Genomic DNA, 22,409 nt, shown 5'->3' with positions numbered 1-22,409 from the left:
CCCGAACAGTCTACTACCTTTACGGGATTTATGCGTAATTTCAAGATATACAAAAGTGCCAATACCTGTAATTCGATCCGCATATGAATGATTTTCTTGAAGAGTTGAAGCGGCGGCACCAGCTGGCAGCGGCAAATGCCTATCCGGCTACGGGTGCAGTAGATGATTTTGTAAGCAAGCTGTTGAACTGGTTATTTCCGGAGCATAAGGGAGTGGTGATCACTGATGCGGCGGCATTGGAGCAATACAGTCATGAGCTGGAAGCGCAACTGCAGCAGTTACTGCAATCTATGGCGAATCAACTGCCCACCGATGCGGCCTCTCTCAGCCAGGCCTTTATGAATAAGGTGCCGGTTATTTACGATGAACTGACCAAAGATGCGGGTGCCATTTACCAGGGCGACCCGGCTGCATCCTGTATATACGAGGTTATCCGTGCCTATCCCGGCTTTTATGCGATTGCTTTTTACCGCATTGCGCATGCCCTGTATAACCTGAAAATACCGGTGTTACCGCGCATGATCACGGAGCTGGCACATTCCCGTACCGGTGTGGATATTCATCCGGGGGCTGTAATTGCGCCCTGGTGTTGCATAGACCATGGTACCGGTATTGTTATCGGAGAAACCACTGTGATAGGTCCGCATGTAAAGCTATACCAGGGTGTAACACTGGGTGCGCTGAGTATTGAAAAAAGCATGGCGCGCAGCAAAAGGCACCCTACTATTGAGGAGCATGTGGTGATTTATGCAGGCGCAACAATATTGGGTGGCGATACCGTGATTGGCCATCACAGCGTGATTGGTGGTAATGTGTGGCTGATAAAGAGTGTGGAGCCATTTTCGCGGATCTACTACAAGGCAGAACATAAATTTTCAGATACAAACCAGGACTAATACAATGGCTTCCATCATAGATCTCATCGGCAATACGCCGATGGTAGAGTTAAAAAATATATCAGTAAATCCTGCGGTGAAAATATTTGCCAAACTGGAAGGTAACAATCCTGCGGGCAGTGTGAAAGACAGGGCAGCCTATGGCATGATCAAAGGGGCGCTGGACAGGGGCGACATTAAACCGGGTATGAAACTCATTGAAGCCACCAGTGGCAATACCGGTATTGCGCTGGCCATGATAGCCAGTTTATTTAACCTGGAGATTGAGCTGGTGATGCCATCGGATGCCACACGGGAGCGCGTGCTGACAATGGAAGTATATGGCGCCAAGGTAACGCTGACTCCCAAGGAATTATCTATGGAAGGATCTATAGACTATGCCAATGAGAAAGTGGCCGGCGGCGGTTATTTTATGCTGAATCAGTTTGCCAATCCCGACAACTATGGCATGCATTACAAAACTACCGGTCCTGAAATCTGGAAAGATACCGACGGCAAGATAACCCATTTTGTAAGCGCCATGGGCACTACCGGTACTATTATGGGCGTATCCCGTTTTTTGAAAGAACAAAATCCCGATATACAGATTGTTGGCTGCCAGCCGACAGAAGGGTCCAGGATCCCTGGCATCCGCAAATGGCCGGAGGCTTATCTCCCGAAAATATTCGAAAGACCAAGGGTAGACAGGATCATGGATATTTCGGAAGAAGAAGCCAGGGTAATGACCCGGCGGCTCGCAAAAGAGGAGGCTGTTTTTTGCGGTATGAGCAGCGGCGGCGCCGTGGCCGCGGCAGTACGGGTATCCCAGGAACTGCGTAGCGGCGTTATCGTTAGCATCATCTGCGATCGCGGCGACAGATACCTGTCGAGTGATTTATTTTCCTAGCCGCTGACTATCAGCTATTAACATAAATAAAACAGAACGGAGCGAAGATAATCTTCGCTCCGTTCTGTTTTATCATCTTCGCTCCTGCCCAACAGCTAACTGCTGATGGCTAAAAGCTATTTCTTCATATACATTACTTCTTTCACCAGTTTCACGGTACGCTCGATATCGGGCAGGTACAGTTTAACCAGGTTTGGCGCATAGTGCATAGGAGCATCCTGTGCAGTGATACGGCGGATTGGTGCATCCAGGTAGTCGAAACCTTCTTTCTGGATACGGTAAGTGATTTCAGAAGAGATGCTCGCAAAAGGCCATTGTTCTTCCACGATTACCAGGCGGTTGGTTTTCTTTACAGACTCGAGGATGGTGAACCAATCCAGCGGACGGATGGTGCGCAAATCGATTACCTCTGCTTCGATGCCTTCTTTCGCCAGTTCTTCTGCTGCACCCAGGGCTACTTTCATCATTTTGTTGAAAGAAACGATGGTTACATCTTTACCTGCACGTTTGATATCGGCTTTCCCGATCGGGATGATGTATTCTTCTTCAGGTACTTCGCCCATATCGCCATACATTAACTCGCTCTCCATGAAAACAACCGGATCATCATCGCGGATAGCCGCTTTCAGCAAACCTTTTGCATCATAAGGGTTAGAAACGGAAATTACTTTAAGGCCTGGGATATTGGCATAGTAGCTTTCGAAAGCAGTAGAGTGCTGAGCGCCCAGCTGTCCGGCAGAACCGTTAGGTCCACGGAAAACGATCGGGCATCCAACCTGTCCACCACTCATCGCGAGCATTTTAGAGGCGGTATTGAGGATCTGATCCAGCGCCAGTACGGCAAAGTTCCAGGTCATGAATTCAAGAACCGGGCGCAGGCCATTCTGAGCAGCACCTACTCCAATGGCAGTAAATCCAAGTTCTGCAATTGGCGTGTCAATAACACGTTTTGGACCAAACTCATCCAGCATTCCCTGGCTCACTTTATAAGCGCCATTGTATTCGGCTACTTCCTCCCCCATAAGGAATACCCGTTCATCACGGCGAAATTCCTCCTGCAGGGCTTCTCTTAAGGCTTGTCTGAAAGCTATCTGACGCATGCTATTCTTAATTGAAAGTTTAAATGCCTTATTGAAAGGCAGGGCAAAAATATTGTTTGTTAGCGAAAAAGCAAAGCAAACACCCGATTAATAATTATTATGCCGCTGACACACATATTGTTGGTATTTTATTAAATAAATAATATATATTTATATTTTAAACTTTATTGAGACCTACCAACAATATCCCACTGTCATGATCACCATTACTATCCTGACCTTATGTTTTTTAGCGGCCCTTTCCTGTAAGATCAAAAAGGTAAAATCACCGGCAGCCGAGTGGTTGTTATGGCACATTCACCTGGTATTCGGCTGTCTGGCTGCTTTATGCCTGCTGCTGATGCTTAACAGCTACGGTTTTAAAGGTACCCAAACAGAACGGATATTCTTTACCCTCTACGCCGGCACCGGCATGCTGCTCTATGGTCTTACCAAGCCAGGCAATGACGCCAGGTATGCCTACCTGCTCTGTTTCTTTGGATTTCCTTTTGTGTTGTTACTGGGATTGCTGTTGCCTCCACTCCGCACCATCACCCTCGTTGCGGCCATTACCCTGCTGTCGGATAGTGAGTTTCAGCGCTACAAAATCGACGATGATTTTGCGCTGCAAACAAAAACCACCGGTATACTATCTGTTTACCCGGTATACAGCCTGGTGGAAGACAAATACTTATTATTTGAGAAGGTAACGCCGGACGTAATAACGCCACAGACGATGGTGACATCGCTCAGGATGGCTAAACGGGCAAACGACAGTGTAAGGATACAACTGAACAAACGGGATACGGTGATTACTTTGAGCTATTAGCTGCCAGCCATTAGCTTTTAACGAATTGCGGCGAATGTTTTCTTGCCAGGGAGTTTTTTTTGCCCAGGATTAAACAGATTTTGATGATTTACAGGATTTTTTTATTGTGATTATAATTTGATTTTAAAAGATTACCCAAGATGCAAGCAAATTCGCTTATATCTTGGGTAATCTTTTAAAATCAAAAAAGGAAAAAATCCTGTAAATCATCAAAATCTGTTTAATCCTGGGCAAAAAAAACTCCCTGGCAAGAAAACATTCGTTTAAACGCTAAGGCTTAATGGCTTCTATAATGATCGCGCTTGCACCTCCGCCACCATTGCATATACCGGCTACGCCATAGCGGGCATGTTGCTGATGCAGGATGGAGTTGAGGGTTACAACAATACGCGCACCGCTGCAACCAATGGGATGTCCCATAGCTACGGCGCCGCCCCATACATTCACTTTATCGAGCGACAGGCCCAGGTCTTTCGCATTGGCAATAGGCACGCAGGAAAACGCTTCGTTTACTTCTGCATAGTCCATATCACTTATTTTCAATCCTGCTTTTGTCAGCGCATTATTGATGGCCTTTACAGGCGTGGTGGTAAACCATTCCGGCGCCTGGGAAGCATCTGCAAAGCTGATGATCTTAGTCAGTGGTTTTAATCCCAGTTCTTTCAGTTTTTCTCCGCTTACCAGTACCACTGCGGCAGCGCCATCGTTGATGTTGGACGCATTGGCGGCGGTGATAGTACCATCTTTCTGGAAACTGGGTTTCAGGGAAGGCACTTTTTCAAAGATGACTTTTTTATAATCTTCATCTTCTGCCACGGTAACTACCTGTTTGCCAGGTACCTGTACCGGTACTACTTCTTCCTTAAAATAACCTTTTTCCCAGGCTGCTGCTGCGCGTTTGTAACTCTCCACAGCGTACGCGTCCTGGTCTTCCCGGGTAATATGATATGCTGTGGCACACAATTCTGCTGCGTTGCCCATGTGGAAATCTTTATACGGATCCCAGAGGCCATCACGGATAATACCATCGATAACGCTGCCCTGGCCCAGTTTATAACCGGTACGGGCTTTATCCAGGTAGTATGGAGCGGCGCTCATGTTTTCCATGCCACCGGCTACTACTACATCGTTATCACCCAGCATAATGCTCTGGGCACCCAGCATAATGGCTTTCATGCCGGAGGCGCAAACTTTGTTGACCGTTGTACAGGGTACATTATTGGGTACGCCTGCTGCCAGGCTGGCCTGGTTGGCAGGAGCCTGTCCCAGGTTGGCGCTGAGCACATTGCCCATATACACTTCATTGACTGCAGCGGCTGCAATACCGGCCTTATCCAGGGCTGCTTTTATAACGGTAGCACCCAGCTGTGTAGCAGGAATGCCTGCCAGCGCGCCATTGAACGAACCTATAGGTGTGCGGGCCGTAGCTACTATAAATACTTCTTTCATCTGATAAATAAGATTGATTTGGCTAGTTTATAATCTACCAAATATAAAGAATTACGAATTAGGAACTACGGATTGTCGGGGAGATATATGGGAAGTACGTAATTCGTAATTCTTAATTCATAATTTCTCGCTAAGTTTGCAGTTGCACCGTGATATCTCAAAACTCCATACAACAGATTCTCAGCCGCATAGACATTGTGGAAATAGTAGGCTCCTTCGTTAAGCTAAAAAAACGTGGCGCCAACTACCTGGGGTTATGTCCGTTTCACAACGAGAAATCGCCTTCCTTCACCGTATCTCCCGGCAAAGAGATCTATAAGTGCTTTGGTTGCGGAGCCAGCGGCAATACCATCAGCTTTATCATGGAGCATGAAAAATACTCCTATGTAGAAGCGTTGCGATGGCTGGCGCAGCGATACCAGGTAGAGCTGGAAGAAACGGAAGTAAGCCCGGAGCTGAAGCAGTACCAGCTCATGGCGGATAGTTTGTTTATCATAAACAACTATGCCCGTGAATATTTTACCGATACCCTTTTTAACAAAGAGGAAGGACAGAATGTAGGACTGAGTTATTTTGAAGAACGGGGATTTACGGAAGAAACCATCAAAAAGTTCCAGCTGGGCTACTGTCTGAATACCTTTGACGCTTTTGCAAAATCTGCATTAGACAAAGGGTATAACCTGGAATACCTCCAAAAAACGGGGCTGGTCACCATTCGTAATGAGCAACCGGCCGATAATTACAGGGGCCGTGTTATTTTCCCGATTCATAACCAATCCGGCAAGATACTGGGGTTTGGTGCGCGTATCCTGGTAAAATCCGACCGGGCGCCCAAGTATATCAACTCCCCTGAAAACGAGATCTATATAAAAAGCAGGGTACTGTATGGTACCTACTTTGCGCGGCATGCCATTGACAAGCTCGATGAATGCTTACTCGTAGAAGGTTATACCGATGTGATTTCCCTGCACCAGGCCGGTGTGGAAAACGTAGTGGCTTCCAGCGGCACCTCGCTTACCCAGGATCAGCTGCGGCTTATCAAGAAGTACACCAAGAACCTCACTATCCTGTACGACGGCGACAGCGCCGGTGTAAAAGCAGCGCTGCGCGGTCTCGATATGGCCATAGAAGAAGGGCTGAATGTGAAGCTGGTATTGCTGCCGGATAAAGAAGATCCGGACAGCTATGTACAAAAGATCGGCGCCGAAGCATTCCGGGAATTCATCAAAGAAAACAAACAGGACTTTGTACTGTTTAAGCTCCACCTCAGCATGCAGGAGGTGGGAACAGACAGCAATAAAAAATCACAGCTGGTCAATGAAATTGCCGAAACCATTTCAAAAATTGATAAGGCAGAAGATTTTACCCGCCAGCAGGATTATATCCGTCAATGCAGCCAGCTGCTGCATATTGATGAACAGGGGCTTATACAGCTGGTCAATAAGTTTATCCGCGACCGGCTTGTAAAACGGGAGCAGGCCCAGGCCCGCAACAATCCTGCACCGGATGACGACGGACTGAGCGAAGAGGCCATTGCCGCCATGGAGGCTGCAGAAACCGGCGTCTCGGTAGATTCGCTGATCAGCGGTCACGAAAAACAGGAAAAGGAGCTGGTAAAAATTTTACTGCGCTTTGGAGATAAGCCTTTCAGCGAAGAAGAAAACAATACTGTAGCAGATTATATTTTCCATCTCCCCTATGACTTTGAAGCGCTCGCAGAAAGCGATGTGGTAAAAAGGATTTTGAGAGAATACAAAGTCTTGTACGACAGCGGTAATCTGCAGGATAAGCGCTGGTTCCTTTATCACGAAGACCAGGTATTGTCTAAACAGATTGCCAATATCCTGGAAGACAGAGAAGCGGATCTGAGCGCCAACTGGAAAGATCGTTTTGAAATTGACACCGTATACGGCGACAATGCGTATCTGCAGGATACTATTTCCACCACCAATTATCTTATTCTGCGTAAGATCAAAAAGCTGATTTTCGAAAACCAGGAGGAAGCGAGGAAAGCAACTGAAATGGATCAGATCATGGCCTGCCTGGAAATGCAGAAGCATCTCAACGCCCTGGAAAAGGAGCTTACCAACGGTATGGGTACCGTTGTTTTCAAATAATAATCAGGAATTACGAATTCTTCAAATCCTCTCCCATACCTGGAAGGAAAACGCATACTGATTTTTTTCATCTTCTTCATGACGTTCATCACTCACGAGTTCAAACTCACCGCCATCCACCTGAGGGAAGAAGGCATCACCGCGCACAACTGCGTATACGCGTGTGAGGTAGATCCTTTCCACCAGCGACCATGCCTGTTCAAATATCTGTGAGCCGCCGGTAATAAACAACTCTTCTCCTCCGAATGTCCTGGCTTTTTCAATACCTTCTTCAACAGAACCTACTACGTAGGCGCCTTCCGGTTGATAGCCGGTTTGCCGGGTGATCACGATGTTAGGCCGGCCTGGCAGCGCTTTGCCCAGCGATTCAAATGTTTTGCGGCCCATTACGATGGGCTTCCCCAATGTGGTGGATTTGAAATATTTGAGATCCGTTGGTATGCGCCATGGCAGCATATTATTGATACCGATAACATTATTCTCCGACGCCGCTACAATAATGGATATACGCATATGGAAACGGTTATATAGCTACCGGAGCTTTAATAGCAGGATGGAACTGGTAGTTTGTCAGTTCAAAATCTTCATATTTAAAAGAAAAAATATCTTTTACATCCGGGTTGATCTTCATCACCGGCAGCGGGAACGGTTGCCGGCTTAGCTGCAGCTGCGCTTGTTCCATGTGGTTGCTGTACAGGTGTACATCCCCGAAGGTATGTATAAAATCACCTGCGTCGAGGTTACATACCTGGGCCATCATCATGGTTAACAAGGCATAAGAAGCAATATTGAAAGGCACTCCCAGGAATACATCGGCGCTGCGCTGGTATAGCTGACAGCTCAGTTTACCGCGGGTTTCTCCTTTGGCAGTATCGGCCGGGGTAACATAGAACTGGAACAGGCAATGACAGGGACTGAGTGCCATTTCGGACAACTCGCCCACATTCCAGGCATTCACGATGATACGGCGGGAGTCAGGATTGTTTTTAATGGTGTTTACCGCCTCAGTGATCTGGTCAATCACCTGACCGCTACGGGTTTCCCAACTACGCCACTGTTTGCCGTAAACGGGGCCCAGATCGCCGTTTTTATCGGCCCACTCGTCCCAGATACTCACCCCATGTTCTTTCAGCCAGCCAATGTTGGTATCTCCCCTTAAAAACCACAATAATTCATATATGATAGATTTCAGATGGAGCTTTTTGGTGGTCACTACCGGAAAGCCTTCCTGTAAATTAAAACGCATCTGGTAACCAAAGCAGCTGGTGGTACCGGTTCCGGTGCGGTCAGTTTTAACGGCGCCCTCTTTGATAATATGTTGTAATAAAGATAGATACTGATCCATAAGGCCGCAATTTACGAAGTTTTACAGTCGAAAAATATAACATAATTAAGTCAAACAAAAAAAACGGAAATACCTGTAAAATTTCGTAATCTGCCATAATAATTCGACGTTACAACAAGATAGGCTTTATGAGAAAAACTGTCCGGTGGACTGTAGTGAAAAACCTGTATCAGCCGCTATCGTAGCGACAAATTCCAAAAGCATTTACAACAATAATACAACCAAAATCAAGGACTACTATTCTATTTGATCATCAAAATCTATTAGCAGTTAATGAAAAAATAACCTCTTTTAATACATCATCAATTATCTAAACCAAACAAGCTATGCTTCTACCAAAATCCAGCTTGCTGGTACTGCTATGCCTGTGCAGTACCCTTGCACTATTTGCGCAACAAAACATTTCCGGAAAAATAAAGGATGCCGTCAGTGGCAAACCTCTTCCCGGAGTAACGGTGCGTGTTCCCAACACCAATAAGGGCACGATTACAGATCCCGGCGGTGCTTATACGCTGGTCGTTCCCGCCGGTGCCACGAGTTTAGTGGTGAGTTACACCGGCTACAAAAGTCAGACAATTACCCTGAAAACCGGAGAATCGGTATATAATATTTCCATAGAAGAGGACTTCGCCCGTTTGGAAGAAATTGTGGTAACGGGACTTGCCACCAACGTAAAACGAAGCAACCTGGCCAATGCCGTTGCTACTATTTCCGGCCAGGAACTCAATGGTGTGGCGCCTGCTCAAACTTTTGATGCCGCACTAAGCGGTAAAGTGCCCGGCGCCCTGATCACCGCTAACTCCGGCGCTCCCGGTGGTGGTATCTCGGTAAAAATGAGAGGTATTACTTCCGTATTCGGTAACTCACAACCGCTCTATGTAGTAGATGGTATTTTCTTTAACAACAGCAGTATTCCCGCCGGGTTAAATGATGTTACCGGCGCGGCTACCTCAGGCAATCCCAATAACCAGGACAACCCCTCCAGCCGCATCGCGGACCTGAATCCCGAAGACATTGAAAACATAGAGATCCTGAAAGGCGCTTCCGCCGCCGCCATGTATGGCGCAAAAGCAGCCGCCGGTGTAATTATCATCACCACCAAAAAAGGTAAAACCGGTAAAACAAAAATCAGCTTTAACCAGGAAGTTGGTTTCACCAAAGTAAGACACCTGATGGGTGTGCGTACTTTCACCGCAGACGCAGCCGCCGACCTGGCAGGAGCTGCCGACAACCCCTCTCCTGCTGTGCAGGCAAAAAGAGCTGCGTATAAACAGCAGTTCACCGATGCAAAAAACGCCGGAAAAATTTATGACTATGAAAAAGAAATGTTTGGAGAAACAGGCCTGGTACTAAACTCCGGCATTTCACTCAGCGGCGGCGGTGAAAAAACAACCTTCTATCTTTCCGGTAACAGGAGACAGGAAGATGGTATCGTTAAACATACCGGCTATTTCAACAACTCCATCCGGTTGAATGTGGATCATAAAATCAATGATCGTGTATCCCTCGGCGTTACAACCAACTATATCGGGTCTTCGGCAGACAGGGGGCTCACCAACAACGATAACAATGGTGTATCCTACGGGGTGGCATTATCATCCACGCCCGATTTTGTAGACCTGCATCCCAACGCACTGGGCGAATACCCGCGTAATCCATTTGCGGCTTCCAACCCGCTGGAAACCCGTGACCTGATGGCTAACAATGAAAAGACCAATCGTTTTGTAGGCGGCGCCAACCTGGAAATAAAGTTGCAACAGAACGACCGTTCTACTACCCGGTTGATTGGTCGCGGTGGTATTGACTATTTTAACTACAAAACAGCAGCCCTGTTTCCACGTAACCTGCAGTTTGAAGAAAACGGTCTGCAAGGTCACTCCATCCAGGGAAACACGAACAACACCAACACCAATATTGCCGGATTTGTGGTAAACAACTTTACTCCCAATCCCAACCTCAGCCTGACCAGTACCGTCGGCGCCACGCTCGAAACCGGTTTCATGGACAATATTGTTACCAGTGCTACCAACCTGGTATCCGGTCAGAGTAACCTGGATGCCAGCGCCAATACTACTACCCGTCAATTCCGGCAGAAATTCCGTGACAACGGTATTTTTATCCAGGAAGATCTCTCCCTGATGGAGGCGCTGACCGTCAGTGGCGGCGTGCGTTTTGACCGGTCCACCAACAACGGTGACTTTCAAAAGTATTATGTATTTCCCAAAGGTTCCTTTTCCTGGAACCTTACCAAAATGAAGTTCTGGAATATTTCCAGCATCGATAACCTCAAGATACGTGCTGCCTATGGCCAGTCTGGCAACGTACCGCCTTATGGCAGTAAGTTTACCGGTATGCTGGGCAGCAATATCGGCGGCTTCCCGGGCGTACTGGTGGATAACCTGCAGGGCAACCCCGATATCAAACCGGAACGCCAGGCAGAATTTGAGACAGGACTTGATATCAGTGTGTTGAACGGCCGTGTTAGTCTTGAAGCCACTTACTATAATAAAAACATCTATGACGTATTACTGCGTCATGCATTGCCCGCTTCTTCCGGTTATGCCAATGAATGGAAAAACAGTGGTGACCTGAAAAACCAGGGGCTTGAACTGGGATTGAACCTCATCCCGGTAAACACACGTTCTTTCCGGTGGAACAGTTCCATCAACTTCTGGTTTAACCGTTCTAAAGTAACCAAGCTGATCATACCTCCGTATGCTATCGGCGCATTTGGTAACTCACTGGGAACATTTTACCTGGAAGAAGGAGCTCCTGCCACACAGATCAAAGGTACCGTGGGTAGTGATCTGAAACTGATCGGCGATGCAGAACCAAAATTCCAGATGAGTTTCTTTAATGAAGTGACCCTTTTCAAAAACTTCTCCCTCCGGTTCCTGATCCACTGGAAAAAAGGCGGGGATAATATCAATCTTACCCAGCTGCTCACCGACCTGGGTGCTACTTCCTTTGACTATGATGATATGATCAGCGGCACCAAGGCGGGCGCTTTCCGTCCGGGAGCCGGCGATGCTTCCATCTATGTGCAGGACGCTTCGTATGTGCGTATCCGTGAGATAGGCCTGTATTACAATGTTCCTTTAAAAAATACAAAAAATGTGAAGGGCATACGCGTAGGTGTATCTGCCAATAACTTCTTTACCTGGACCAAGTATGTGGGTTATGATCCGGAAGTATCCAACTTCGGCAGTAACACTATTACTACCTCTCAAAGCCGTGGTAGTATCGGGTTATCGACCGGTGTGGATGTGATGCCTTTTCCTGCATCCAAAAGAGCCAGCTTCCATGTTGGTATAGATTTCTGATCATTTTCTCTCTGCTAAAATTATTCAATATGAAAAAGTATATTTCAACGATAGCTGTTGTTGTTTCGCTGCTGGTCATCAATGCGTGTCAGAAGGGAGAAATCAACAGTCTTAATACACCAGTTGTAGACGGTATTACAAAGGATCCGTCGAGAAGTGATTTATTTAACCTGGTAACCGGTGCTGAATCCGGAATGCGTAATTCCCTTGCTGTTTATATTGACGGCACGGGTATTATAGGCAGGGAAATTTATCGTTTCTCCAGTGCAGAACCACGTTACACTACTGACCTGTTAGGTGGTGGTACCAAACAACTGGATAATAATACCTTTTATCTTACCAACCCATGGGCTGCGCGATACCAGGTAAGCAGGCAATGTTTCATCCTGCTGGATGCCATTAAAAACACCCGCACAGAAGTGGCTTCAGATCAGCAAAAGAAGGCCTTTAGCGGTTTTGCAAAAACGCTGATTGGATACCAGTTGCTGTTGAACATCAACCTGACCAATACCAATGGCGCGCGTATACCGGTGGCCAATGGCGGTACGCTGGGTGGTGTTGTCACCGATCCTGCCGTTGTAATGGACTCTGTGTTGAAATTCCTCAATGATGGTAAGGCTGACCTGACCGGATCAGAAGTCATCTTTCCTTTATCGGATGGATTTCTTGGATTCAAGGATGCAGCCGGGCTGCTGAAATTCAACCGCGCCATTGCAGCGAGGGTATATATTTACCGGCAGCAATGGGCTTCAGCACTTGCCGCATTGAATGAATCCTTTTTGGATCTTAATGGTGATCAGAACAAGGGCATTTACCACGCCTTTTCCACCAACGGCGGTGACCTCGCCAACACCTTGTTCCTGGCGCCCAATGGTAACGGTGAAGTAAGGGTATCACATCCTACCTTTGCAACGGATATTCTTGCAGGCGATAACCGTTTGCAAACCAAAACAGCGTTGCGTACTTCATCCGCCAGCCAGGGTGGCTTAACCGGCAACCGCGACGTGATTATCTGGAGTTCACTGAATGCTCCCATCAGCGTTATCCGCAATGAGGAACTGATCCTGATCTATGCAGAAGCCAAAATTCAGCTAAACGCCATCCCCGATGCCATTGTAGCCATCAATCGCATTCGCTTGGCGCATAACCTTCCTCCATACGCCGGGCTAACAACCCAGGCAGCGCTCATTACAGAGATGCTGTATGAAAGACGTTATTCCCTGTTTATGGAAGGGCATCGCTGGATTGATCTGAGAAGGTATAACCTGCTGAATACATTGCCTAAAGACAGGCCGGATGATGATATTTGGACGAAATATCCGTTGCCGCAAAACGAAAGTAATCTGTAATGTGAGCTGAAAGGATAAAGGATAAAGCAAAAAGCTATTGTAGCGATTCAATATTCACTACAATAGCTTTTTGCTTTATCCTTTCAGCCCTTAGTTATATTCCCCTTCTCTTCATTTCCTTCCTGATAAGCGCAAGCTCGCGCCCCATTTGTCCGGCGATGGACGTATTTTCCTGCGCCCTGCGGAGCAGGTAAGGCATTACTTCTTTTACCGGACCATAAGGCAGGTATTTACTTACATTATAACCGGCATGTGCCAGGTTAAAGGTAATGTTATCGCTCATTCCCAGCAGCTGCGAGAAGCTTACATGCGGATGATTATGTGGTAAACCTTTCTGGTCCAGCATGCGGGCGGCCAGCATACAACTGTTTTCATTATGGGTGCCGATGAATACCGCGAGTTTATCAAGGTGGTTCAGGCAAAATGTTACCGCAGCGTCGTAGTCTTTGTCAGTGGCTTCTTTGCCGGGCTGTATCGGTGTAGGGTAATTATTTTCGGTGGCGCGTTTATTTTCTTTTTCCATGTAAGCACCGCGAACCAGTTTTGCTCCGAGGAGGTAACCTGCTTTTTCTGCTTTTTGCAGGGAGGTTTGAAGAAAAGCATAGCGATCGTGACAATACATCTGGAAGGTGTTGTACACAATGACTTTTTCTTTATTGAATAATGACATCATCTCATCGGTAAGGTCATCTACCGGGTTCTGAATCCAGGATTCTTCGGCGTCTACCAGGATGGCAACACTATGACGGGCGCCAGCTTCGGCTATGGAAAAAATACGGTTGCGTACACGGGTAAATTCGGCTTGTTCCGCAGCAGATAAAGTTTCTTTGCGGTGTATCTTCTCCAGTAACTCAAACCGGGCAAAACCGGTTATTTTAATGGCAATAAAAGGAATATCCGGTCTGGAGGCAGCATATTGAATAGCGCGGATAAATTCGGGTACTGCTTCATCATAACTATGCTCCCCTTCCATTGCTTCCACACCGTAATCCAATGCTACGCCTACATGATAGTTGCCCAACTGCAATGCAGTGGCAGCAGCTTCTTCCAGGGTTTCCCCTCCGCAGAATTGTGAGAAAATAGTGCTTTTGATAATCCCTTTAACAGGCAGTCGCAGTTTAAAGGCGATGGGAGTCATCACTGAACCGAATTTTACCAACCAGGGTTTCCCGATATTGCTAAAGAGAAAGTTGGCTTTTTTCAGTGCTTTGTCGGTCTTTGCCTCAAACGCAATAGCCGTATTATCAAATGATAAAGGTAGCTGCTTTTCCATGGGCCGCAAAGTTAGGGTGCGTCCCGCTTCTAAACAAAAATCATTATAATATCAGCATATCTTTTTAACAGCGTTATCCGATATTGTCTATTGCTTCTCATAAATTGTTTAGGCCCCCTTATTTACCGCTGTTTATTTTATTACTTTTAGGATTTTTCTGTTACATACAAAATTCCCGGAATATGCAATTTAAATCTGATACTATCTCCCGCAATGCCGCATGGCAAAAAACAATAACGCTACTCATGCTGGGAGGGATGGTATTTGCCGGCTGCCAGCCCAAGGCGCCGGAACATACATCGGTTAACCTGCAAACGCCGGGCATCAAATACACCAGCTATAAAGGCACTACAGGTCAGCGTACGCCGGTTACGTTGCCGGACAGCTCCCGGGTGATCCTCAATTCAGCTTCCGAGCTGCAGGTACCGGAAAACTACGGGCAGGGCAACCGTGCCGTGATACTGGACGGCGATGCGTTTTTCAGCGTTACCCCGGCTACCGATACATTTACCGTTACCAGCGACAAGTTGCGGGCAACGGTATTGGGTACTTCTTTTAAAATGCGTTCTTTTGCCAGTCAGCATGGCGCCACCGTATACCTGCTCACCGGGAAAATCCGCGTAGGCAAATCCTATCATTCTGCCACCGATAACCAGCCGGAAATACTGGAACGCGGACAAATGATCCTCGCCAATAATGAAATAGACCTGATGGAAAAAGAAACCTACCATCCGGAAGAACTCGAAACCTGGTTATCTGATACCTTACACATCACCAATGCCAATCCGATGGTGCTGGGCCGGGTACTGGAAGAATGGTTTGGTGTGGAAATAGAAATGAAGGGAGATGCATCCCGCGCACCTGTGATCACCGACGCACGTTTTTATCATGCTACCCTGGACGAAGTATTGCGTAATATCGGGGAGCAGCAGCACTTTAAATATAAAATCAGTGATAATAAAGCAGTGATTACTTTTTAGTATAACCAGTCATTTATTTTCCTGTTAAATGAAAAAATAGCGGCATCGCGGTTTTTCTTTCCCTGAACCAGGTCGGCGATGATATTAGCGGCCATCTGGCTGAAAGTAATCCCGTTGCCGCCAAATCCCAGCGCAAAAAAAGTATGCGGCATCGGAGCAAAAGCGCCGATAAAAGGGAGGCCGTCTGCTGTACTGCCAAAAGTACCTGTCCACCTGAACTCCGGCAGAAAGCGGAGATCGGGGAATTTTCTGCGAAGGTCTTTTTCCAGGGTAGCCGCTTTGCGATGGATCAGTTTATCGCGGCGGGTGGGATTATAAAAAGGTTCGTCCCTTCCGCCTATTATCACCCGATGATCGCTGGTAACACGCATATAGAGGTAGGGACTTTTTGTTTCCCAGATCAGGCAATCCTGGTACCACTGTTCCTCCGCATGGTTTGGTTCACTTGCTACCGCGTAGGTACTATTCAGTTTCAATAATGGTTGTTTTATATACTGCAGTACTTCATAACCGGTAGCAATCACGAGGTAACGGGCACGAATCTGTTGTCCGTGGAAGGTTTTCAACATGATGCCTCTCCGTCTGAATCCCACATCCACAACAGGCGTGCGGTCGTATACAGCGGTGCCATGCCCGATATTATGCTGATGCAATGCATGTGTGAGCAGGTAGGCATCTGTTTGGGCAGCGGTATGTGAGTAGATAGCAGCAGGTGCGGAAAATCCCATATTGGCGGTTACCCTGGCATCATCCCACCATTCAACTTTCAGTCCAAGTGCTTTGCGCGCCTGGTATTCTTTTACCAGGTTCGCTACATCTTTACGCCAGGAGGCCAGGTAAAGACTATGTTTTTTCTCAAAATGAGAGAAACGCAAGGTTTTACAGATGCCCTCCAGCTCTGCGATGGAGGCGGCGCACAATTCATAAGCCCTGTTGGCATTGGCCAGCCCTGCTTTTTGCTGCAACGCGTACAAGGGCGTATCTATTTCATATTGTAACAGCGATGTACTGGCAGCGGTACTGCCCAAACCAATGGTACGCGCATCCACCACCACATTGGGAATGCCGGCTTTTGTCAAAGCATAGGCAGTTAATGCGCCTGAAATACCGCCGCCAATAACTGCCACGTGTGTACGAATATCTGCTTCCAGCCATGGATAATTGAAAGGAAGACCATTACGTATTAATGAATAAGGGTAACCTGATTGAAGATCCATGTACTTTATTTTACAAAAGCCGCTCCAAAGAAATTCGTAACTTCTCTGTACAAAATATACCTGTTATGAAAAAGCTATCCTTTGTGACCAGCCTGCTTTTTATGGCTGTGAATGCTTTTGCTCAAACAGCTCCCTGCTGTCATACCGATGCGGTTGCTGAATTCGCTACGCTGACCAGCCGGGAAGACTTCCGCATGGCGCACAAAGATCCGCTGCCATATACCTACCAGGGCGGCATAGGTACAGCAGTTACCTTTGATGCACCTGATGGTACACCGGCGCATGGCTTTCTGTTCAAAGCCAGTATGCCCTCCGATCAGTATATTTTTGTATACCAGGAGTGGTATGGGCTAAACGATTACATCAAAAAACAATCTGAAAAACTGTACACCGACCTGGGAGGAAAGGTAAATGTGCTGGCAGTAGACCTCTACGATCAGAAAATTGCCACTAACCGGGAAGATGCTGCTAAACTGGTACAGGGTGTTTCCGGTAAACGGCTAAAAGCAATTATACAGGGCGCTATCGGTTATGCCGGTAAATCGGCCAAAATAGCCTCTGTAGGCTGGTGTTTCGGTGGCGGCCTATCCTTGCAGTCGGGATTACAGGAAGGCGCCCAAAATGTGGGTGTAGTGATGTATTATGGCATGCCCGAAAAAGAACTGACAGCGTTGCGTACTTTACGGGCGCCGGTACTGGCTATTTTTGCCAACCGTGACAAAGGCATTACGCCGGCAATTGTGGATGAATTTGAAAAAAACATGAAGACTGCCGGGAAAACGTTAACGGTTAAACGTTATGATGCCGATCATGGTTTTGCCAATCCGAGCAATCCTATTTTCGACAGTGTTGCTACTGAGGATGCGTATGGACAAACCGTGAGGTTTCTGAAAACAGTTTTTAGCCATTAGCTTTTAGCTTTTAGTTAATGTGGCGTAGATAAAAGCGTAAGGCCCGTTTGATAAATATCAAACGGGCCTTACGCTTTTATCTTCAGCAGTTGATCTTCGTTTATCAGGATAATCAAATCAATCACATGAATCAAAGTCCTGCGCCGATTTTCATCAGCAGTTCCTTTGTTTTCTTTATTCCTTCTTCTTCCGACAGCCGTTCACCTTCGTATTCGATACCCATAAAGCCGGTGAAGCCGGCATTTTTTACGATAGTAAGGGCGCGTTTATAGTCGATGGTGGTTTCATTGCCGGCGGCGTCGAAATCATAGGTTTTAGCGCTTACGCCTTTGGCGAAAGGCATGAGTTCCGTTACGCCTTCATAGCGGTCGTATTCTTCGAGGCAGGTAGTTTTTGCCCAGGCTTCCGGGGTATTATTTTCCGGTTTGCTTCTTTTGATACAAAAATTGCCCAGGTCCGGTAATGTACCACAGTTGGGCATGTTCACTGTTTTCATGATACCGCTCAGCCATTTTCCGTTAGATGACATACCGCCATGGTTTTCCACGATAACCCCGATATTATGTTCCTTGCCAAAGGAGGCCAGTTTGGTTAATGATTCCGCGGCGGCTTTGGCCACGTCTTCCGGTTTACCTTCTCCTGCTGCGTTTACGCGGATAGAATGGCATCCCAGGAAGGCGGCGGCTTCTACCCATTTATAATGATTTTCCACGGCTTGCAGTCTCTTTTTCACGTCCTGGTCGCCCATTTCGCCTTCCTCATCGCACATGATAAGTACGCTGCGCACGCCCAGGTCATCGGCGCGTTTCTTCATTTCGCCGAGGTAGGATTGATCCTTTGCCTTGTCTTTGAAAAACTGGTTAACGTATTCGATACCCTGGATACCGAATTCATTCTTTGCGCGGGAAGCGAAGTCAAGGTGATTCATTTTACCGGCAAACAGTGCTTTGTGGAAAGACCATTCCGCGAGAGAGATCTTAAAGAAAAGTTCTTTGGCAATGTCTTCCGATGTGCCGGCAGCGGGTGTTGCCGAGGTGTCCTTATCATCTTTGCGGGTCGATTTACCTTCATTACAGGCAGCCAGTACAGCGGGCAATATCCCCATTCCCATGGTGTACAATCCCATTTGACGCAGGAATTGTCTGCGGTTGTTTACATTACTCATATACGTGGGTTTTAAAATTCACCCTTCTAAAATATTCTTTTACAGGGGGGAAAGCAAGTTTACACGCATAAAATTTTGCGGTTGTTTACTCAAAGGGAATGCGGGCGGGCAATCCATAACGGGCTGCCTCCCGGGCTGCTGCTTCCTGTAACGCGGCATGATAGGCTGCAGGAACGCCTGCGCTGTTGGCAAACAAGCGTTGATAGCTGTCAAGCAACTGCGGATAATATTGCTGTATGGCCTGTAATATAAGCTGCTTGCTGTCGGCGGCAGTATCGCCCCACAGGGTAATGGAAGCCGGGAAAACATAACGGGCGCCATGTTCATGAAAAGCGGCGTACATGCGTGCCAGTTGTTCCGGCACATCGGTAATAAAGGGCAGCAGGGGCATTAAACTTACGCCGGTCATCATACCGGCTGTTGCACAGGCTTTCATGGCCAGCAGCCGCTCTGCCGGATCGGGGGCGCCGGGCTCAAACTGTTTGCAGGTTACAGGATCAATAGTGCTGAAAGAAAAGGTGATAAATGCCTTGTGCCGGTATTCGGCCATATCGGGGGGCAAGAGGGCGTTTTCGTTGATACGTTGAAGTAAGTCCAGGTCGCGGAGTACAAGCGGGGATTTGGTGATAATATGTACCGGGAAACGGTATTCCAACAGCAGCTCCAGGATGCCTCTTGTCAGCATTTCCTTTTCTTCCAGCGGAAGGTAGGCATCAGTTACGGAAGACAATACCACAACACCCTGTTGCTGTTTTCGCGCCCTGGCAGCCAGTTGCCGGCGAAGGATGGCTAAAGCGTTTTCCTTCACCGACAACTTTTCGGCCAGGTTGATACCGTATTTGCTACCGCGTATATAACAATACAGGCAATTGAATGCACAACCGCTGTAAGGATTGATGGTATAATCATCCAGGAACCAGTGGTCCCGTTTCTTTGTTTTATTGAGCAGTGACGTAACTGTAATATACCTGGGCATATTTAAAGTGCTGTCACCGAAGATCCGGATTTTATTTCATCTGTTTTATTTCGTCCAGTTCTTTTTGTGCTATTTTCTGGATTTTGGACGTTTCGAGCAGCGACAACCGGCAGGTGGCTTCCGCTGCTTCCAGTGCTTCCGGCTTGTTGCCCAGCTCCTGGCAGATCCTGGCCAGGGTGCCCTGGTTGCTGTATTCGTTAGGTGCAATCACCGCTGCGCGTTTGGCCAGCTTATATGCCTGCTGCAGCAGGCCTTTGTTGCCGGCTGCCAGGTATTGGCTGCGGCGTGCCAGGAAACTTAGTCCCGCGTCATCCTGCTGCAGCACTCCCTGCAAGCCTTTATCCGTTACGCGGACAAAGTTTTTAACATCTGCCGTAGTCACGTAGTATTCTGCTTCCATCATCACGGCCTTGCGCTGTACGCCGGCATCCTGCGATTGCTGCCAGGGAGCGAGGCGGGTGAAGAAAGCAACACTGTCCTTTTTGCGGATCAACCCATACAAGGCGGTGCTCAGCAAACGTTCCTGTATTTTCCCGGTAGCCACTGCACCATACTTTTTCGTGTATTCATCTGCGTGAGCAACGAAATACTTTCCCGGCTTCTCATTTTCATCCCATACAAAAGCCTGTATCACCTGCCACCCCAGCGGTGTTAGCAGATCCGCCTCTGTTAACTGATCCATCAGTATCCTGGTTACCGTATCACACTTATTACGATCACTTTTCTGCAAAGCCAGTGCATAAGAGAGAAGGTTTTCCTTACTGCGCTGCCCATTATTAAATGCCTTTTCCATCGCTGCCAGGGAGCGCTTAGGGTCCAGTGCTTTCTTTCCCTCTTCCACAAACTCCGCTGTTTCCATACGGGAGGTGGCTTTGTGTACCAGGTCGCCTTTGCTGTTTAAGAACAAATAGGTAGGGAATACCTGTACCTGGTAACGTTGCCGTAGTGCAGGCCCCTCTCCTTTTTCCATATCAATTTTGTAATTGATAAAAGTATTATTGTAATAGGCGGCAGCAGTATCATTTACAAATACATTTTTCTCCATCCATTTACACGGGGCACACCAGCTGGTATAGCAGTCTATAAACACCAGTTTACCGGTGCGGGCGCTTTCCTTTAACACTTCTGTAAAAGCATCTTTCCGGAAAACGATGCCTGTTTCGCTTTGCTGTGCCTGCAGTGTAAGGCAAGTGCTGAGCAGCATGCCTGCCGACAGCATCTTTGACCAAAATTTCTTCTTCATACATTCCATTATTAATATCCAGGATTCTGTTCTACTATTTTACCGGAGGCCTGTATTGATTTTAACGGGATCGGCAAAATATACCGTTGCCTGCCCATAAAATCCGGTTTAAATGTTTTTATATCCAGCTCTCCTTTGCTGGCATATCTTACCAGGTCGTACCACTCTTCCCCGCTTTCTGCACCGAGTTCGCGGATCTTCTCTTCCCGGATGGCGTTCAGCAAACCGGCTTTATCGTCGATGGTGATATCCGGCATCAGCGCACGTTTTCTTACTATATTCAACGCTTCCCTGGCTTCTGCCAGCGAGCCGCCGCTTCTTACAATGGCTTCCGCCTGTACCAGGTAAATTTCAGCGAGACGGATAAAATATTCGGTATCGGAGTTAGAAGGCGCGCCATCCACCTGACCTGCGATAAATTTACCATTTCGTATGCGCGTTCCAGTTACCCTGATGGCCATTGATTCGCGCGCATCACCTTTCATAAAGTTCATGTAGTAGCCAGAGGGAGCGAACCAGGCATTGAACGCATAGCACTTGTTGTTGATATTGGTACCGGCATCAAAAGGTGTCTGGAAAATTACTTCCCTGGTATCTCTTATTTTTTTAGAGAAGATGGTTTTAAAAGTATCTTCCAGGTTACGCTGACCGCTCGTTGCTACCTGTTTAGCCATGGCAGCGGCTTCCGCATACCTTTGCTGATAGAGTAACACTTTTGATTTCAATGCTCTCGCAGCAATTTTTGATGCATAAAAGGTGCTGGTAAAATCATTTGTTTCCAGGATGGCTTCATCCAGGTCTTTGTTGATCACGTCATAGGTAGCCCTCACACCAGAGCGGGGAAATACTTCCGCATCCTTTACCGGATCGAGTCGCAGTACCATTCCATAATTAGAGGTGGTATCATAAAACTCCCCGAATAAACGCAGCAGGTAGAAATAGCTCATGGCGCGCAGATATTTGGCTTCGCCGATGATTCTTTTCTTACGGGGATCATCACCGCTCAGAACGGATGTTTTGCTGATAATATGATTGCTCATATTGATCATTTTATAGCCGCCGGAATACATGTTTTCCAGCCAGTAATGGCTGGTGGCCGGGTTATTATCGGCATAACCAAAACCGTCCTGTACGGGATCCATGGTTAATCCCATGAGGCAGGCGGCGGCAGGCATATAATAGTTAAATGCGAGCGTGTTGCCATTCAGGATACCGTAGGCGCCATACAAGGCGCTTTGTGCTTTTTCTACAGAGGTGATGGCGTTGGCATCTTCCAGCTGGTTCACCGGCGATACGTCGGTAACATTTACCAGCTTACAGGAAGCAAATAAAAAAGAGGTGACAATAGTAGCTATAATATAATGTTTCATG

The 22,409-nt window shown here is 47.3% G+C and carries 18 protein-coding genes; 8 read left to right on the top strand and 10 right to left on the bottom strand.

Going from position 1 to position 22,409, the window contains the following annotated elements; genetic code table 11:
* The first annotated feature begins 83 nt into the window (after window positions 1-83).
* Together KE626_RS23595 and cysM are read left to right on the top strand one after the other, a co-directional pair.
* Window positions 84-896, top strand: coding sequence for a serine O-acetyltransferase (locus KE626_RS23595; RefSeq protein WP_211975464.1), 813 nt, complete (start codon window positions 84-86; stop codon window positions 894-896).
* A 4-nt stretch (window positions 897-900) separates the two neighbouring features.
* Entirely contained in the window at window positions 901-1,782 is an 882-nt protein-coding gene (gene cysM / locus KE626_RS23590) for a cysteine synthase CysM (protein ID WP_211975463.1), read from the top strand.
* A gap of 116 nt (window positions 1,783-1,898) precedes the next feature.
* On the opposite strand, the gene KE626_RS23585 is transcribed toward cysM, so the two are convergent.
* Window positions 1,899-2,924 carry a pyruvate dehydrogenase complex E1 component subunit beta gene (locus KE626_RS23585; protein ID WP_283093172.1) on the bottom strand — a complete coding sequence of 342 codons (1,026 nt, stop codon included), beginning with the start codon at window positions 2,922-2,924 and terminating at the stop codon, window positions 1,899-1,901.
* A 154-nt stretch (window positions 2,925-3,078) separates the two neighbouring features.
* Here KE626_RS23585 and KE626_RS23580 point away from each other — a divergent pair, with 154 nt between their 5' ends.
* Window positions 3,079-3,690: a hypothetical protein gene (locus tag KE626_RS23580; protein ID WP_211975461.1), complete on the top strand. Its 612-nt coding sequence runs from the start codon at window positions 3,079-3,081 to the stop codon at window positions 3,688-3,690.
* Between the two features lie 270 nt (window positions 3,691-3,960).
* Here KE626_RS23580 and KE626_RS23575 read toward each other — a convergent pair whose 3' ends face one another.
* Window positions 3,961-5,139: an acetyl-CoA C-acyltransferase gene (locus tag KE626_RS23575; RefSeq protein ID WP_211975460.1), complete on the bottom strand. Its 1,179-nt coding sequence runs from the start codon at window positions 5,137-5,139 to the stop codon at window positions 3,961-3,963.
* A gap of 149 nt (window positions 5,140-5,288) precedes the next feature.
* On the opposite strand from KE626_RS23575, the gene dnaG reads away from it, so the two are divergent.
* Entirely contained in the window at window positions 5,289-7,256 is a 1,968-nt protein-coding gene (gene dnaG / locus KE626_RS23570; protein ID WP_211975459.1) for a DNA primase, read from the top strand.
* 21 nt (window positions 7,257-7,277) lie between these two features.
* Here the strand turns inward: dnaG and KE626_RS23565 are convergent, their stop codons facing one another.
* The gene (locus KE626_RS23565; RefSeq protein WP_211975458.1) at window positions 7,278-7,769 is read right to left on the bottom strand and encodes a dihydrofolate reductase; all 492 of its coding nucleotides are present in this window, start codon (window positions 7,767-7,769) and stop codon (window positions 7,278-7,280) included.
* A 10-nt stretch (window positions 7,770-7,779) separates the two neighbouring features.
* The gene (locus KE626_RS23560; protein ID WP_211975457.1) at window positions 7,780-8,601 is read right to left on the bottom strand and encodes a thymidylate synthase; all 822 of its coding nucleotides are present in this window, start codon (window positions 8,599-8,601) and stop codon (window positions 7,780-7,782) included.
* 326 nt (window positions 8,602-8,927) lie between these two features.
* Between KE626_RS23560 and KE626_RS23555 the strand changes: the two genes are divergently transcribed.
* Window positions 8,928-11,924, top strand: coding sequence for a SusC/RagA family TonB-linked outer membrane protein (locus KE626_RS23555; protein WP_211975456.1), 2,997 nt, complete (start codon window positions 8,928-8,930; stop codon window positions 11,922-11,924).
* A gap of 29 nt (window positions 11,925-11,953) precedes the next feature.
* Window positions 11,954-13,273, top strand: a complete 1,320-nt coding sequence (locus tag KE626_RS23550; RefSeq protein WP_211975455.1) for a RagB/SusD family nutrient uptake outer membrane protein — start codon at window positions 11,954-11,956, stop codon at window positions 13,271-13,273.
* A 94-nt stretch (window positions 13,274-13,367) separates the two neighbouring features.
* On the opposite strand, the gene KE626_RS23545 is transcribed toward KE626_RS23550, so the two are convergent.
* Window positions 13,368-14,546, bottom strand: coding sequence for a proline dehydrogenase family protein (locus KE626_RS23545; protein ID WP_211975454.1), 1,179 nt, complete (start codon window positions 14,544-14,546; stop codon window positions 13,368-13,370).
* Window positions 14,547-14,728: 182 nt separating this feature from the next.
* Between KE626_RS23545 and KE626_RS23540 the strand changes: the two genes are divergently transcribed.
* Window positions 14,729-15,526, top strand: a complete 798-nt coding sequence (locus KE626_RS23540; protein ID WP_211975453.1) for a FecR family protein — start codon at window positions 14,729-14,731, stop codon at window positions 15,524-15,526.
* Here the strand turns inward: KE626_RS23540 and KE626_RS23535 are convergent.
* Entirely contained in the window at window positions 15,523-16,743 is a 1,221-nt protein-coding gene (locus KE626_RS23535) for an NAD(P)/FAD-dependent oxidoreductase (protein ID WP_211975452.1), read from the bottom strand. The two genes, KE626_RS23540 and KE626_RS23535, sit on opposite strands and share 4 nt — an antisense overlap.
* A 65-nt stretch (window positions 16,744-16,808) precedes the next feature.
* On the opposite strand from KE626_RS23535, the gene KE626_RS23530 reads away from it, so the two are divergent.
* Entirely contained in the window at window positions 16,809-17,654 is an 846-nt protein-coding gene (locus KE626_RS23530; protein WP_211975451.1) for a dienelactone hydrolase family protein, read from the top strand.
* 130 nt (window positions 17,655-17,784) lie between these two features.
* Here the strand turns inward: KE626_RS23530 and KE626_RS23525 are convergent, their stop codons facing one another.
* From KE626_RS23525 to KE626_RS23510, 4 genes are all read right to left on the bottom strand, one after another.
* The gene (locus KE626_RS23525; RefSeq protein WP_211975450.1) at window positions 17,785-18,819 is read right to left on the bottom strand and encodes a sugar phosphate isomerase/epimerase family protein; all 1,035 of its coding nucleotides are present in this window, start codon (window positions 18,817-18,819) and stop codon (window positions 17,785-17,787) included.
* 85 nt (window positions 18,820-18,904) lie between these two features.
* Window positions 18,905-19,795 carry an SPL family radical SAM protein gene (locus KE626_RS23520; RefSeq protein WP_211975449.1) on the bottom strand — a complete coding sequence of 297 codons (891 nt, stop codon included), beginning with the start codon at window positions 19,793-19,795 and terminating at the stop codon, window positions 18,905-18,907.
* A 31-nt stretch (window positions 19,796-19,826) separates the two neighbouring features.
* On the bottom strand, window positions 19,827-21,038 hold the full coding sequence (locus KE626_RS23515; RefSeq protein WP_211975448.1) for a thioredoxin family protein: 1,212 nt from the start codon (window positions 21,036-21,038) through the stop codon (window positions 19,827-19,829).
* An 11-nt stretch (window positions 21,039-21,049) separates the two neighbouring features.
* A complete protein-coding gene (locus KE626_RS23510; protein WP_211975447.1) occupies window positions 21,050-22,408 on the bottom strand; it encodes a RagB/SusD family nutrient uptake outer membrane protein in 1,359 nt (452 codons plus the stop codon).
* Between the last annotated feature and the right edge of the window lies 1 nt (window position 22,409).

Source organism: Chitinophaga hostae (assembly GCF_018224885.1).
GTDB classification, from domain to species: Bacteria; Bacteroidota; Bacteroidia; order Chitinophagales; family Chitinophagaceae; genus Chitinophaga; species Chitinophaga hostae.
This window is presented reverse-complemented; position numbering and strand designations above follow the sequence as displayed.